The organism is Kineosporiaceae bacterium (assembly GCA_016713225.1).
Classification (GTDB): Bacteria; Actinomycetota; Actinomycetes; order Actinomycetales; family Kineosporiaceae; genus JADJPO01.
The window spans coordinates 389,047-403,747 of sequence record JADJPO010000011.1 but is presented as its reverse complement, the minus strand read 5'-3'; the positions used below and the strand labels follow the sequence as shown (position 1 = coordinate 403,747).

The 14,701-nt window shown below is 71.4% G+C and carries 12 protein-coding genes and 1 pseudogene; 6 read left to right on the top strand and 7 right to left on the bottom strand.

What is annotated here, in order from left to right; translation table 11 throughout:
* Positions 1-169 precede the first annotated feature (169 nt).
* Entirely contained in the window at positions 170-1,549 is a 1,380-nt protein-coding gene (locus IPK24_24560; protein ID MBK8078628.1) for a glycoside hydrolase family 15, read from the bottom strand.
* Between the two features lie 82 nt (positions 1,550-1,631).
* Here IPK24_24560 and IPK24_24555 point away from each other — a divergent pair, with 82 nt between their 5' ends.
* Entirely contained in the window at positions 1,632-2,447 is an 816-nt protein-coding gene (locus IPK24_24555) for a polysaccharide deacetylase family protein (protein ID MBK8078627.1), read from the top strand.
* A gap of 32 nt (positions 2,448-2,479) precedes the next feature.
* Here the strand turns inward: IPK24_24555 and IPK24_24550 are convergent, their stop codons facing one another.
* A complete protein-coding gene (locus IPK24_24550; GenBank protein MBK8078626.1) occupies positions 2,480-4,045 on the bottom strand; it encodes an aminopeptidase P family protein in 1,566 nt (521 codons plus the stop codon).
* Positions 4,046-4,137: 92 nt separating this feature from the next.
* Here IPK24_24550 and hemG point away from each other — a divergent pair, with 92 nt between their 5' ends.
* Positions 4,138-5,574, top strand: a complete 1,437-nt coding sequence (gene hemG / locus IPK24_24545) for a protoporphyrinogen oxidase (protein ID MBK8078625.1) — start codon at positions 4,138-4,140, stop codon at positions 5,572-5,574.
* Positions 5,575-5,669: 95 nt separating this feature from the next.
* On the opposite strand, the gene mftF is transcribed toward hemG, so the two are convergent.
* From mftF to mftA, 5 genes and pseudogenes are all read right to left on the bottom strand, one after another.
* Entirely contained in the window at positions 5,670-7,094 is a 1,425-nt protein-coding gene (gene mftF / locus IPK24_24540; protein ID MBK8078624.1) for a mycofactocin biosynthesis glycosyltransferase MftF, read from the bottom strand.
* Positions 7,091-7,814, bottom strand: a pseudogene (gene mftE / locus IPK24_24535) (mycofactocin biosynthesis peptidyl-dipeptidase MftE). Before mftE ends, mftF begins: the two are co-directional and overlap by 4 nt.
* Positions 7,807-8,982, bottom strand: coding sequence for a mycofactocin radical SAM maturase (mftC, locus tag IPK24_24530; protein MBK8078623.1), 1,176 nt, complete (start codon positions 8,980-8,982; stop codon positions 7,807-7,809). Before mftC ends, mftE begins: the two are co-directional and overlap by 8 nt.
* Positions 8,979-9,287, bottom strand: coding sequence for a mycofactocin biosynthesis chaperone MftB (mftB, locus tag IPK24_24525; GenBank protein ID MBK8078622.1), 309 nt, complete (start codon positions 9,285-9,287; stop codon positions 8,979-8,981). Before mftB ends, mftC begins: the two co-directional genes overlap by 4 nt.
* Positions 9,277-9,408, bottom strand: a complete 132-nt coding sequence (gene mftA / locus IPK24_24520) for a mycofactocin precursor (protein MBK8078621.1) — start codon at positions 9,406-9,408, stop codon at positions 9,277-9,279. Before mftA ends, mftB begins: the two co-directional genes overlap by 11 nt.
* Before the next feature lie 245 nt (positions 9,409-9,653).
* On the opposite strand from mftA, the gene mdo reads away from it, so the two are divergent.
* From mdo to IPK24_24500, 4 genes are all read left to right on the top strand, one after another.
* Positions 9,654-10,946, top strand: coding sequence for an NDMA-dependent methanol dehydrogenase (mdo, locus tag IPK24_24515; GenBank protein ID MBK8078620.1), 1,293 nt, complete (start codon positions 9,654-9,656; stop codon positions 10,944-10,946).
* Between the two features lie 68 nt (positions 10,947-11,014).
* Entirely contained in the window at positions 11,015-12,250 is a 1,236-nt protein-coding gene (locus IPK24_24510) for a MoxR family ATPase (protein MBK8078619.1), read from the top strand.
* Positions 12,251-12,265: 15 nt separating this feature from the next.
* Positions 12,266-13,804, top strand: a complete 1,539-nt coding sequence (locus tag IPK24_24505) for a VWA domain-containing protein (protein MBK8078618.1) — start codon at positions 12,266-12,268, stop codon at positions 13,802-13,804.
* On the top strand, positions 13,801-14,682 hold the full coding sequence (locus IPK24_24500; protein MBK8078617.1) for a class I SAM-dependent methyltransferase: 882 nt from the start codon (positions 13,801-13,803) through the stop codon (positions 14,680-14,682). The genes IPK24_24505 and IPK24_24500 overlap by 4 nt, the downstream gene beginning before the upstream one ends.
* Positions 14,683-14,701: the final 19 nt, after the last annotated feature.

Genomic DNA, 14,701 nt, shown 5'->3' with positions numbered 1-14,701 from the left:
AGTCAGAGCGTCGTCGTCGCCGTGAGTGGGGTGCCGGGCTCGGCAGGGGGGATCGAGGGTGCGGCCAGGTGGCTGGCCTCGGGACTATCACCAGATGGCATGACCCACTCACCTCCTCGGGATGGCACCGAAGGTGTCGCCGTTGGTTGACGGCGCAACAGACTGCAGGTTAACCCATGGTGACGCGTGGAGAGGCAGTCTGATCCAACGAATCAACCGTGAGGATCACCAGCGCAGCGGTCCAGGCGAGCGGTGCAACGGCGGCCGGGCTGCCGTCGGCGAGCACCTTCTCGGGTAGCGCGCCCCCCGCGGTGCGGTGGGCATCGAGCCAGGCGAGCCACTGTTCGGCGGTGCGTCGCTGGGACGTCGTCGCGGCGGTCAGCGCGAACAGGGCCGTCTCCGGAGTCCAGGAGACACCGTCCTGTCGCCAGGCCGATCCGGGCGCCAAACCCCCTGCGGGACGACGCATCTGGCGTTGCGCGGCCACCCATGCCGCGCTGAGTCCGGCGGGCGGGACGGCGTCCCGGAACGGCGGCATGAGAAACGTCAGGGCGGCGTCGTGCGCTGAGCCTCGCACCTCTCGCGGGTAGCCGCGGGTGCCGAAAACCCGGGCGATTTTACGGTCGAGTGCCCGCGCTGTCTCGGCTGCCGATGTGGCCAGCGTCTCGTCGTCCACGAGTGGCAACAACCTCGCAGCGGCCTCGAGACCGGCGAGTGTCGGCGCGGCGACCCCCAGGGTTGCGCGTCGGGTGGGTACCTCCCAGTAGTCGAGACCGGCGGCCGGCAACCCCTTGCCGGCCGCGACCAGCTCCAGGCACGCCCGCGTCGAACGGACCAACAGCGGACGCAACCGGGTCAGCAGGTCGCGCCGGGCACCGGGGTCGTCGAGCGAGTCCGCCAGGACGGCCAGGCTCCACAACGTCCACCCCGGGCCGTCCGGCTCCTCACCGCGCCGGTCGGGCACCTCACCCGAGCCATCGGGCACGTAGCGGGCCTGCAGGTGACCGGACTCGGGTTGGACCCGTTGCAGGAAGGCGAGCACGGCCTCGGCGTCCGCCGGGTGGCCGCTGCGGGCGTACGCCGCGGCGACGAAGGCGGCGTCGCGAGGCCAGACGTAGCGCCAGCGCTCGGCCCACCCGGCCACGGCGGCGGCCTCGCGCTGGTCGGTCGAACCGCTCGACTCGCTCGACTCGACAGACTCGTTCGACTCGACTGGCTCGACGGGCACGGTCAGGACGTGCAGGTCGAGCAGGGCGTCGTGCACCATCGATTCCCATCGGGTGCCGGCGCCCGGCACTCGCCCTGAGCTCAGCCACTCGCGTTGCGCGTCGGCGGCCCGCTCGTCGAGGGCACGCGTGCCCGGAACCAGTCGTTTCAGGCCGCCTTCGGCCAGGACGACGCGCTCACCGTGCTGGTCCAGCCCGACCACCGCAGCGTGCAGGGGCGAGCGCGCCGAGGTCGTCTCGGCCAGGGTGGCGCGATTGACCAGGCCCAGCCCGGCCACCACGAGCACCGCGGCCAGCACGCTGACCCCGGTGCGGCTGCCCATGGTCGCGGACCGTAGCAGCACCCCCGACCGCACCAGCCCGGCACCTCCCCCGGCCGACCGGGGCCGCCGTAGAGTCGCCGCCATGCAGCGTCGCCAATTCCTGCTCACCGGGGCCGTGGCCACCTCGACCGCGGCGCTGGCCGGTGTCGGTTCGTCGCTGGTCACCCGAGCACGTACCCAGGACGCGGACGCCGCGGCGCTGGCCTCGTCGGTGTCCCAACAGGCGGTGCGCGGTGACCTCCGGGTGTGGTGGTCGGCGCCGGTCGCGACGCCACGGCTGGCGCTGACCTTCGACGACGGCCCGACCGAGCAGTTCACCGCCCGCACGCTCGACCTGTTGCGCAGCAGCGGGATCCGGGCGACGTTCTTCGTGATCGGTGAGCTGGTGAACCGCCACCCCGACCTGGTGCGGCGAGCGCGCGACGAGGGTCACGAACTCGCCAACCACAGCTTCGATCACGTCTCCGCCGTGCGGCTCACCGCTGACGCGGTACGCGACTCGATGGCCCGCGGCGCCGACGCCGTCGAGACGGTGACCGGGCGTCGTCCGCGCTGGTACCGCCCGCCCCGGGGCGAGGTGACCTCGGCGACCCTGCTCGCTGCCCGGGCGGTCGATCAGGACCTGGCGTTGTGGTCCGTGGTGCGCAACGGCGAGGACGGTGGCGGGCCGGACGACGACACCGAGGGCGTGCGACGTCACCTGCGTGGCGCCGTCCACCCGGGGGCGGTGGTCGACCTGCACGACGGCATCGGACGCTCCGCCTGGGTGGGCCTGCCCAGCGGCAGCCTGATCACCCGGCGGGACACCGAACTCGACGCCCTGCCCGAGGTGCTCACCGCCTGGAAGGACGCGGGCTACGCCTTCGAGACGCTGTCCGAGCTGATCCCGGCCGGCTGAGCCGACCTGCTCAGCGACCCCTCAGCGACCCCTCAGCGACCCAGCAGCCCCGCCATCCACGCCTCGATCTCGTCGACCGTGCGTGGCAGCATCGCGGTCAGGTTCTCGCAGCCGTCCGCGGTGACCAGCACGTCGTCCTCGATCCGGATCCCGATGCCGCGCAACTCCTCCGGGGCCATCAGGTCATCGGCGTTGAAGTACAGCCCCGGCTCGATGGTGAAGACCATGCCCGGCTCGAGGATGCCGTCCATGTACATCTCCTGGCGGGCCTGCGCGCAGTCGTGCACGTCGATGCCCAGGTGGTGGCTCACGCCGTGCACGATCCAGCGCCGGTGGAACTGGCCCTCGGGGTCGAGCGACTCCTCGGCGGTGCCCGGCAACAGCCCCCACTCGGCCAGCCGGCGGGCGATCACGGTCTGCGCGGCCACGTTCAGGTCGCGGAACCGGGTGCCGGGCCGGGCCACCGCGAACGCGGCATCGGCGGCCTCGAGGACCACCTCGTAGACCCGACGCTGCGCCTCGCTGAAGCGTCCGGTCACCGGCAGGGTGCGGGTGACGTCGGCGGTGTAGAGGCTGTCGAGCTCGACCCCGGCGTCGATCAGCACCAGGTCGCCCTCGCGTACCGGCCCGTCGTTGCGGATCCAGTGCAGCGTGCAGGCGTGCGGCCCGCTGGCGGCGATGGTGTCGTAGCCGGTGCCGTTGCCCTCGAGACGGGCACGGTGGGCGAACACGCCCTCGATCACCCGCTCGCCGCGCACGGTGGCCACGGCCTGCGGCAGGGCGCGGACGACGTCCTCGAACGAGCGGGCGCTCGCGGCCACCGCCTCGCGCATCTGTTCGATCTCGTAGACGTCCTTGACCAGCCGCAGCTCGCTGACCACCCGCGCCAATTCGGCGTCCGAGCTGGTCACGGTCTCGCGCCGCTCGTCGGACGCCGCGTGCCCGGCCCCGCGGGCACTGTCCAGGTGGGTGGTGATCGCCGCATCGGCGTCCCGGACCACGCGCACGCTCAGGCCGTCCTCGCCGGCGTCCTTGGCCAGGGCGTCCAGCACCTCGTCGAGGTGGCGGGTGCTGATCTCGGTGAGGGCGGTGATCTCCTCCAGGCTGGGTCGCACGCCGACCCACAGCTCGCCGTAGCGGGCGTCGGAGTAGAACTCGGTGGTGTCGCGCTCGGCCCGGGGACGGAAGAACAGCACCGCCTCGTGCGTGGCGCCGCCGCCCTCGCCGCCTGCCGACGAGCCCGGTTCGATCGGCTCGAGCACCAGCACGGCGTCCGGTTCCTGATCGGTGCCCAGGCCGGTCAGGTGCGAGAACGCGGAGTGCGGCCGGAACCGGTAGTCGGTGTCGTTGCTGCGCGGCGTCAACCCGCCGGCGGGGAAGACCAGCCGCTCGCCGGGGAACATCGCACCCACGCGGCGACGCCGGTCGGCCGCGAACGGCGCGGACGGCAACCGGTCGGGCAGCGCCGTGGGGCGCGGCTGCCAGTCGCGCGCGATGAAGGCCCGGAACGCGGGGGAGCGCGGGGTGTCGCGCGGGTGTTTGCCATCGCCGAGCGCGGTCGTGGGGTCGCTGGCGGGGGCGGGCGAGTCGGCGTCCATGCACCCATGGTGGCATTCCCGGGAGGTCTCGGCCCGGCACGTAGGGTGAGTCGGCAGGGCGAACGGCTCCGAGGGCAGAGAAGGCGAGCACGGTGCAGCGAATCGTCGTGGTCGGCGGCGGCATCAGCGGTCTGGCGACCGCGTACTACCTGACCCGCGGCGAGCATCCACCGCAGGTCACCGTGCTGGACGCCGCGCCCCGGGTCGGCGGCAAGATCACCTCGGCAGAGGTGGCCGGGTATCGGGTCGACACCGGCCCGGAGGCGTTGTTGGTGCGCATCCCGGCCGTCAACGCCCTGCTGGCCGACCTGGGCCTGGACGACGCCCGCCGGGCGCCGCGGTCGACGGGCGCCTTCATCTGGGCGCGGGGGGCACTGCGCCGGTTGCCACAGAGCTCGATCTTCGGCGTGCCGAACAAACTGGGACCGTTGCTGCGCTCCGGGCTGGTCTCGCCGTGGGGCTTCCTGCGGGCCGGGGCCGATCTGGTGCTACCCGCCACCGCGCAGGGCCTCGCCGACCCGAGCATCGCGCAGCTGTTGCGGCCGCGGTTCGGCCGGCAGGTCTTCGCCCACATGATCGAGCCCCTGCTGGGCGGCGTGCACGCCGGCGATGCTGCTCGGCTGTCCGCCCGCAGCGCCGTCCCCGAGGTGGCTGCGGCGGTGACGGGCCGGCGGAGCGTGTTCCTGGCCATGCGTGGTCAGGAGCCGCGCACCGGCGGGGGACCGGCCCTGATCAGCCTGGAGGGTGGGCTCGGCACGTTGGTGGCCGCACTGCGTGAAGCCCTCGAGGAGGTGCCCTCCACACGGATCGTCACGGACGGCCTGGCCACCGACCTGAGCGCGCTGCAGACCGGCGGATATGTGGTGCGCACGGCGTCCGGTGAGACCTTCCCGGCGGACGAGGTGGTGCTGGCCGTGCCGGCGCCGCGGGCGGCGGCGTTGCTCGGGGGCATCGCGCCGGTGGCGGCGGCGGCCGCCGCTGAGGTGCCACACGTCGGCGTGGCCACGGTGATGCTGGCCTATGACCCCGCCGCGATCACCCGTCCGCTGGACGGCACCGGGTTCCTGGTGCCCCCGGCCGACGGTCACCTGCTGGTCGGGTGCACCTGGGTGACGGCGAAGTGGCCGCACGTGTCGCCCCGGAGCGCGGCGGAGCACGCCGATGGTCCGGCCGTGCTGATCCGCTGCATGGTCGGGCGCGACGGCGACCAGCGCTGGGCGGCGATGGACGACGAGGTGTTGGTGCGTGCCGTCCGGGCCGAGCTCGCCGCGGCGATGGGTGTGGTCGATCCGCCGCGGTCCAGCCACGTGCAGCGCTGGCCCGACGCGATGCCGCAGTACACCGTGGGTCACGCCGATCGGGTCGCGACGATCGACGCGGCCTTGGCCCAGCTGCCCGGGGTGTATCTGACGGGCGCCGGGGTGCGCGGCGTCGGTCTGGGCTCGTGCATCGCGGCAGCGTCCCGGTTGGCGACCACGGTGCTGGCGCGGGTGGGCGAGGGCGCGACCACCGGTGGGAGTGCGCCATGACATCGACGTCGCCGAGCGACCACGGTGGTCTGCTGGGAGACCGGCCACCCACGACGGCGTTCGCGGCATTTCCTCTCACCCGCCCTCGCCTGCCCTCACCTCGCCCGGTGCCGGACGTCGGGCATCAATGCCTCGGCGGAGTGTGCCCGGATGGCGCCCCACCAGAGCCCGGCTCCGTAGGCGGCGTCGTCCAGCCGTCGGGCCAGCAGGTAGCGCACCGGATCGAGGTCGGCCCCCGTGCGGTGGCGATCCGCCACGGCCTCGGCGACGGCGGCCGCCAGCAGCGCGCGCCGTCCCCGCGGCGAGACCACGGCGGCGGTCAGGGCGATCGGCCAGTAGTGCCGGGTGAGGGCTGAGGCGGTCTGCCACATCGTGGCCACGAGGCCCTCGGTGGTCAGCACGGCCGCGGTGCGCAGGGGGTGCGCGCTGCGCCGCAGCCGCCGTGCCACCGAGACGGTGGTCCACGCCCAGGCTGCCGCAGCCACGGGCACCGACCAGCGTCGCTGTGCCAGCAGCGCCACACTCACCGCGGCCGACCAGCCGGTCAGCACCGCCGGAGCCACGGCGCGACCGTGCCGCGAGGCCAGCGGAGCTGCCGACGTGCCGTAGAACGCCTTGCGCTGCAACCATTCCCGAAGCACTGTGCGGTGTCGGTGGCGCACTGTGGCTGCCGGTTCGTAACGGACGCGCCAACCAGCGTCCACCAATCGCCAGATCAGATCCACGTCCTCACCACACCGCAGCGCCTCGTCGAATCCGGTGCCGAGTGCCGACCTGCGGGCCAGCAGGAAGGCGGACGGCAGATAGGACACCGGGCGCTGCGGACCGACCGCGCCCGGGTGTGCACCCAGATCGAGTGAGGAGCGCGCCTGCTCGTAACGCTCGATCCACCCGTCGTCCGGGCGGGGTGGCACCCCGAGCACTCGGGGAGCCACCACAGCCACCGCCGGGTCGTCCAGGTGGCGCAGCAGCACCGCGAGACAGTCGGCGTCGGGCAGGACATCGGAATCGCAGAAGGCCACGAACTCGGTGTCGACGTGTGCCAGACCGGTATTGCGCGCCGCCGCCGGCCCCCGATTACGCGGGTGGACCACCAACCGTGCGCCATGGGTTCGCACCACGCGGGCCGCGCCCTCCGGATCGCGTGAGCCGTCGTCGACCACCACCACGTCCAGCCGAGCCGCGGCCAGTACACCGAGCAGCTGGTCGAGCTGGTCGTCTCGATCGCGCACCGGCACCACCACGGTGACCCGGCCCACGGCGGCTTCGGCCCGGGGCCGGTGGTGCCACACCGGGTCGGCCATCCCGCGGTCGAGCAGCAGTCGTGCCAGCGCGGCATCCGCGGCGGTGCGCACCGCCAACCGTCGGTCGGACCCCCACCGTTCGGCCGCCTCCGGGCGCAGGTACAGCACACTCGATGCACCCACCAGCGCACGGCCGTCGTCGCACAGGTGCACGCGGTCACCGAGCTGCACGGTGAAGCCCGGCGGCACCGCGTCTGTCACCGGCCGGGCGATCATGGCTGCGAGGACGCCTGAGCCACTCGGCGCAGTTCGGCGAGAACCGCGGTCGTGACATCGGCCACCAGCTCCGCGAACAACCGGGCGCCCTCCGCCGCGCTGCTGCCGGTCGGGTCGCCCAGGACCCCGCTGGGTGAGATCGCCCGCACGCCGTGCGCCTCGTAGGGCCGGCCACAGCTCGTCGAGGGGCGCGGTGGGCCCGGCCACTGCGGCGTGTCGCTGCACCACGTGCGGCGCCAGGTGACACAGCAGCGAGGTCTCGGCACGACCGGCATGCAGGTCGCCGCCGCGTATCGAGCAACTGACCCAACTCACCGGACGGCCTTCGGCACGCAGCCGCCTCACGCCTGCTCGGAGGGACTCGGTGTTGCCACCGTGGCCGTTGACGAAGATCAGGGGTCCGGACCACCGGCACGCCGAGCGGCCGACCTCGACCACCATCTGGTGCAGGGCCTCGTGACCGATCGAGACGGTGCCGGGAAAGTGCTCGTGTTCACCTGAGGCGCCGTAGCCGACAGCCGGTGCCACCACGACCTCGTGGTCGGTGAGTTGTCGCGCCACGGCGCGAGCCACCTGGTCGGCGATCCTGGTGTCGGTGTCCAAGGGCAGGTGCGGGCCGTGCTGCTCGAGTGAACCCACCGGCACCAACACCACGGGCCGGACCGCATCCAGCTCGGGCCAGCAACGCTCGGCCAGTTGTTCGGCCAATTGTTCAGCCATGGCCGGGCGGTCCGGTGCGACCGCCGGTGACGGGGCTGGCGTCACATGCTCTCGGTGCAGACCCCTTGGAATGGTCCGTCCCGATGATCGGCAGCCGCCGCCGGTCGACGGCGGCGAGCGCGCGCTCACCGGCTCCGGTGACGCACTCCGGGTCGGGGCCGTCCATCGCAAGCCCGGTGAAGAACTTGGCGGCCATGCACCCACCGCGGCAGCTGTCGAAGGCCGAGCACGAGCTGCAGGCACCACCCGAGGTTGGTTCACGCAATTGCCGAAACAGCGGTGCGTCATGCCAGACGTCCGCGAATCCCCCTGCGGATCGGACGTTCCCGGCCTTGAACCTGTCGTGGATCGCGAACGGGCAGGCATAGACGTCACCGACCGGGTCGATCAGGCAGACCACGCGGCCCGCTCCGCACAGGTTCAGGCCCGGCAGGGCTTGACCATAGGCGGACAGGTGGAAGAACGAGTCACCGGTGAGCACCTGGTCTCCGTGCTCGATCAGCCAGGTGTAGAGCTGGCGTTGCTGGCCGGGGAGCGGGTGCAACTGCGGCCAGGTGTCGGCGCCACGGCCGGCGGGCCGCAGCCGGGTCAGCCGTAGCTGGGCGCCGTACCGCTGGGCCAGCGCCGCGAAGTCGTCCAGCTGATCGATGTTGTGCCGCGTGCACACCACCGAGATCTTGGGTGACCTCACGCCGGCCTCGGCCAGGTGCTCCAGGGCACGGGTCGCCGTCTCGAAGCTGCCCTGGCCCCGAACGGCGTCGTTCACCTCGGCGGTGGCGCCGTCCAGTGAGACCTGGATGTCGACGTACTCCGTCGCGGCCAGGGCCTGGGCGCGCCGGCGGGTGATCCGGTAGCCGTTGGTCGAGAACTTCACGCCGACATGGTGGGCGACGGCGTGCTCGACCAGGTCCCAGAAGTCCGCTCGAATCGTCGGCTCACCGCCGCCGATGTTGACGTAGAACACCTGCATCGCCTCGAACTGCTCGATCAACGACCGGCACTCGGCCGTGTTCAGTTCGTCGGGATCGCGACGTCCGGACGAGCTCAGACAGTGAACGCAGGCGAGGTTGCAGGCGTAGGTGAGCTCCCAGGTCAGGCAGATGGGGGCATTCAGTCCGTGTTCGAACTGATCGACGAGCCGCAGCGGCCGTTCGGTGGTGACGCTCATCGCGGGCTCCTGCCGGTCGGCCGGGGACGGATCAGCCCGCCCCGGGCAAGGTGGGCGAGGGCGGACAGGTAGTCCGTGCGTTGGGCAGTCGGCACGCCGGCGTCGCTGAGGGCGTCGGCGATGCACGGCGCCGCGTCGAGCCGGCGGACGACGTCCAGCAGCGTCGTCGTCTTGAGGAAACTCAGCTGCCGGGTGGCGAAGTCGTAGGCCAGGGCTCCGAACGGCTCCGGCCGCAGGGCGACCGTGGGACTGAGCTGCCACGCCTGGTCCGCCGTGGGAACCGTGCCGTCCGGGTCAGTAGACACCGCACATGCCGTCGATCGAGACCTCCTCGACCAGCGTCTGATCCAGCACGGTCTCGGCGGTCGGGTCGGCGGTGAGTTCAGTGGTGAGTTCAGTGGTGAGCTCGGTCGGGTCGGGGTTCATCGTCGTCCTCCGGTCGATCGGCAGCCGCTCAGCCGGCGGCGTGGGTTCAGGCTAGGAGTGAGCGGGGACGCCGGGACACACCCTGCCCGGGCGGGCCGTCCTGTCGGAACGGACAGGTTGTCCGCCCCCCGCGCGACCCGTTTGTCGATGCCCGCCTGTTGCCCGGGCGCTGGGGCTCCTAGCGTCCGCACCAGCGAGTGACCGTTCCGAGCGAGCGCCCAGCGCTGAGCGCCAGGAGGTTGGACATGCAGGTCGACGAACTGCTCAAGCCGTTTCCCATCAAGGAATTCCATCCGTTCCCGAGGGCACTCATGGGCCCGGGAGCGCACGAGATGATCGGTCCGGAAGCCCTCAAGCTGGGGTTCCGCAAGGTGCTGGTGATGACCTCCGGGCTGCGCGGCACCGACATCGTGCACAAGATCGTGGAGTCGATGAAGTACCACGGGCTCGAGGTGGTGGTCTACGACCAGGTCGAGTCCAACCCCAAGGACTACAACGTCATGGACGCCGTGGCGCTGTACCAGCAGAACGAGTGCGACTCGTTCGTCTCGATCGGTGGTGGATCCTCGCACGACGCCTGCAAGGGCGCCCGAATCTCGGTGGCCCACGACGGCCGCAACGTCAACGAGTTCGAGGGCTTCAACAAGAGCGAGAACCCCAAGAACCCGCCGCACATCGCGGTCTCGACCACTGCCGGGACCGGCTCGGAGACGTCGTGGGCCTACGTCATCACCGACACCACCACCGACCCCGACAACCCGCACAAGTACGTGGCCTTCGACGACGCCTCGGTCGCGACCCTGGCCATCGACGACCCGGTGCTCTACTACGACTGCCCGGTCGACTACACCGCACAGTGTGGCTTCGACGTCCTGGCCCACGCGAGCGAACCCTATGTCTCGCGCCTCAATTTCCAGCCCTCGCTGGGGAACGCCCTGCACGCCATCAAGCTCACCGCCGAGAACCTGCGGGCCGCGGTGTGGAACGGGCAGGACCTGGCCGGTCGCGAGGGCATGATGTACGCCCAGTACATTGCGGCTCAGGCCTTCAACTCCGGTGGCCTGGGAATCATCCACTCGATCTCGCACGCCGTGTCCGCGTTCTACGACACCCACCACGGCCTCAACAACGCGATCGCGCTGCCGCGGGTCTGGGCCTTCAACATGCCGGCGGCCTACAAGCGTTTCGCGGACATCGCCCGGGTGATGGGGGTCGACACCCATGGCATGACGGACGTCCAGGCTGCCGACGCCGCGCTGGAGGCCGCGATCCGGCTGTTGCGCGACGTGGGCATTCCGGAGCGGTTCAACGACGTCACCCAGGACAGCTACTCCAAGAACCGGCTGGGTCAGGGTCCGACCGCGTTCTATGCCAACGCCCCGACGATCCTCGGCGACGCGGGCGACGTCGACCGGATCACCAACCACGTGCTCGGTGATGCCTGTACCCCGGGCAATGCCAAGGAGTGCACCTTCGAGACGGTGCGCCCGGTGGTCGAGCACTGCATGACCGGAGCACTGGACGATCTGCTCGGCTGATCGACGCTGCCGATCGTGGCCGGAGGTGGGCTCGGAATGCCTGCCTCCGGCCGACGGCGGCCTGTGACCTGGGAGGTCGTGGCGTGGACGAGTTCACCGATGTGGCCGAGACGGCGAAGCGGTTCGCCGAGCACGGGTACCTGACCGACGACCGATTGGCGACCACGGTCTTCCTGCAGACCCGACTGGGCAAACCCGTTCTGTTGGAGGGGCCGGCAGGCGTCGGCAAGACCCAGCTGGCCACCAGTCTGGCCGAGGTCACCGGCCGGCGCCTGCTGCGGCTGCAGTGCTACGAAGGTCAGGACGAGACCACGGCGCTGTACGAGTGGGACTACGGCAAGCAGATGCTGTACACGCAGATCCTGCGCGAGAAGATCGGGCAACTGCTCTCCGATGCCCACGACCTGACAACCTCGGTGGAGCGGATCGCCGCGCAGGAGAGCGTCTTCTTCTCCGAGCGCTTCCTCTCGCCGCGTCCCTTGCTGGAGGCGATCAGCTCACCCGAGCCCGTGGTGCTGCTGATCGACGAGGTCGACCGAGCCGACGAGGCACTCGAAGCGGTTCTGCTGGAGCTGTTGTCGGAGTTCCAGATCTCGATACCCGAGATCGGCACCGTCCGCGCGGTCCACCAGCCGTACGTGGTGCTCACCTCCAACAACACCCGAGATCTGTCCGCGGCGTTGAAACGCCGCTGCCTGCACCTGTTCCTGGACTACCCCTCGGCACAGCGCGAGCTCGACATCGTGCGCTCGAAGGACACCGGTCTGTCCGATGTCCTCGCCGCCCGGCTGGTCGAGGTGGTACGTCGTCTGCGAGAGCTCGAACTGCGCAAGGCCCCCAGCATCTCCGAGACCATCGACTGGGCCCGCACCCTGGCCGTGCTGGGGGTGGCTGATCTGCGCGCCGATGTTCTGGCGGCCACGCTGAACGTGGTGCTCAAGTACGAGCGTGACCTGAGCCGGGCCGCCTCCGCGTTGCCGCAGTTGGTGACGGGGCTGGTGGATCCCAATGCCGAGGTGCCGCAACACCTTCCCGGCGAACGCGGCCATGGACACGGCCATGGACACGGCCATGGACACGGGCACGAACCGGGCCATCCGCACGACCATCCACACGAGAACCCTCGCGATCGGGAGGACGACGAGGTCGACGGGCGCGCCGTCCGGGCCGGCAAGGACAACCCGGGTCGTCACGACGAGGCCTACTACGGCGCCCCCGGACGATCCGGGCTCCCCCGCAGCGTCGGGTCCGGCCAGGGTGAGCGGTCCTTCGCCGCGCGCCGTGCCCGGCGCCGGCCGGTGTGAACCGGCGAGGCCCCGATGGACGGCGCGCTGCACCGTTTCGTCCGGCTGTTGCGCCTGTACGGGGTGCGGGTGAGTGTCGCCGAGGTCATCGACGCGCTCCACGCGGCCGCCCAGCCCGGAGTACTGGCCGACCGCGAGGTGCTGCGCAGCGCCCTGGCGGTCTGCCTGATCAAGGATCGGCGTGATCTGGCCACCTTCCACAGGATCTTCGACGCCTTCTTCGGGCTCCGGGCCGTGATCGAGGAGCAGGACCTCGAGCACAACCATGCCCACGATGACCTGGCCGACGACGGCGAGCTGACCACGTTCACCCTCGGCGAGGAGCCGGGCGAGACCCCTCAGCAAGGCCATTCGCACGGCAAACCCGTTGAATTGCACCGTTTCTTCCGCCCCGAGGATCTGGCTCAGCAGTACAACCTGCACCAGGAGGCCAATCGTCTCGACCTGGCTTCCCTGACCGACGAGATCGTGCTGTCGGCTGACAACCGCGGTGGGGCAGGGGAGGCTGCGCGGGTCCAGATCGCCACGTCACGGCTGCACAACCCGGGACTGCCCGGCGACCTGGCCAGCCGCCCGGGGTTGACCCTGGACGCCGAACTGTCCGTCGCACAGGAGATGGCGTTGCTCGACTGGCTGGCCGGCCAGGTCCCGGAGGACCTCTCGCAGGACGCCGAGGGCAGCGACGCCGAGGCCCTGGCGGCGTTGCGGCGGGCTCTCGCCCCATTCCTGGCGGCCCTGCCCGAGACGTTGCGCGAACACCTGGAACGGCTCATGGCCCGCCAACGCGAGGTCGAGGCGCGCGAGATCGCCGCGGTGGCCACCGAGACCATCGAGGAGGCCGACCGTGCCCGGCTCGAGGAGGGGTTGCGGCGGTTGCTGCGCAGCCTGCACGGCGCCCCCCGGCCGCGACGTCGGGTGGCGGCCCGGGGCGTGATCGACTCCGCTCGCACCATGCGGCAGAACATGCGCTACGACGGGGTGCCGTTCCGGCCGGTGACCGTGGGCAGGGTCGAGGACCGACCCCGGTTGTTGGTGCTGTGCGACGTGTCGCTGTCGGTGCGGATGACCGCGAAGTTCACCCTGCACCTGGTGCACTCGCTGGCCTCGCTCGCCCCGGCGGTGCGGACCTTCGCCTTCTGCGCCGATCTGGTCGAGATCACCGACCTGTTCGCCGAGCACCGCATCGAGGAGGCGCTCTCGCTGGTGGTCTCCGGCGTGCCGGCCGGCGGGCTGCTGGACGTCGACGCCGACTCCGACTACGGGCGCGCGTTCGAGCAGTTCCTCGAGGCGCACGGCTCGGCCATCACGCGGCGGACCACGGTGCTGATCCTGGGCGATGGCCGGGGCAACAGCCACGATCCCCGCATGGAGGTGTTCGAGGAGATCACCCGGCGCGCCCGCTCGACGATCTGGCTCACCCCCGAACCCCGCTTCTCCTGGTCCCTGGGTCGTTGCGACCTGCCGGCGTACGCGGAGTTCTGTGACCGGGTCCAGGTGGTGCGCGGGCTGCACGGCCTGGAGCAGATGAGCCTGGCCATGGCCAGGCCATCGTGACCGCGCGGCACTTCGCCCCCATCGACCCGTTCACCCCGTGCCCCGACGGCGTGTACCGCGACGACCGGGTGATCGTGCGCTCGACCGCGGGGCATCGTCACCGCCGCCGCTTGCGCATGGTGCGCACCGCGCACTTCGACGTGCTGCCCGGCCCGGGGCACGTGTCGGTCGAGCACGTCCTGAGCAGCGACGAGGTGGACGACGACCTGGCCGGGTTGCTGACCGACGAGCTGTTCCGCCCTGGCTGGCTGCGCGGCAAGGACCTGTTCGAGCGGATCTTCACCGGCGTGGTACTGAGCGTGGAGGCCGACCCGCTTCGCAGCTGGGAGACCTTCTACCGCAACACCTTGAGTCACATCGAGTCCCCGGTTCGGCCCGGCACCCTGGCCGACTACGCCCCGGTCTACCGCCGCGCCGGCGACCTGATCGCCGGTGACTCGGTGCTCGAACTCGGGTGCTGTTTCGGCTTCCTCTCGCTGCGGCTGGCCGCCTCGGGTCTGGAGGCCACCGCCACCGACATCTCACCGGGGGCCGTCGAGCTCCTGGCTCGGGTGGCGCCGCGCCTCGGGGTGCGGCTGGCCACCAGGGTGGCCGACGCGACCCGCTACCCGGCCGTGGTGCCGCCGGCTGACACCGTGCTCGCGCTGCACCTCGTCGAACACCTCGACGGGGCGGACGGTGACAAGGTGCTCGTCGAGGCACTGCGGTTGGCCCGGCGCCGGGTGGTGGTCGCCGTCCCGCTGGAGATGGAGGCCGACGAGACCTGGGGGCACGTGCGCACCGTGAGCCTCGCCGACCTCGAGGCGTGGGGACGGCGCAGCCGATGCCGTTACCGGGTGTTCGAGTACCACGGTGGCTGGCTGGTGCTCGACCGGTGAGTGCACCCCGCCGTCGGGC

Bases quoted from the DNA above. Each gene is read 5' to 3' on its own strand.
- IPK24_24560 (MBK8078628.1), bottom strand. From the start codon at position 1,549: ATGGGCAGCCGCACCGGGGTCAGCGTGCTGGCCGCGGTGCTCGTGGTG.
- IPK24_24555 (MBK8078627.1), top strand. From the start codon at position 1,632: ATGCAGCGTCGCCAATTCCTGCTCACCGGGGCCGTGGCCACCTCGACC.
- IPK24_24550 (MBK8078626.1), bottom strand. From the start codon at position 4,045: ATGGACGCCGACTCGCCCGCCCCCGCCAGCGACCCCACGACCGCGCTC.
- mftF (MBK8078624.1), bottom strand. From the start codon at position 7,094: ATGATCGCCCGGCCGGTGACAGACGCGGTGCCGCCGGGCTTCACCGTG.
- mftC (MBK8078623.1), bottom strand. From the start codon at position 8,982: ATGAGCGTCACCACCGAACGGCCGCTGCGGCTCGTCGATCAGTTCGAA.
- mftA (MBK8078621.1), bottom strand. From the start codon at position 9,408: ATGAACCCCGACCCGACCGAGCTCACCACTGAACTCACCACTGAACTC.
- mdo (MBK8078620.1), top strand. From the start codon at position 9,654: ATGCAGGTCGACGAACTGCTCAAGCCGTTTCCCATCAAGGAATTCCAT.
- IPK24_24505 (MBK8078618.1), top strand. From the start codon at position 12,266: ATGGACGGCGCGCTGCACCGTTTCGTCCGGCTGTTGCGCCTGTACGGG.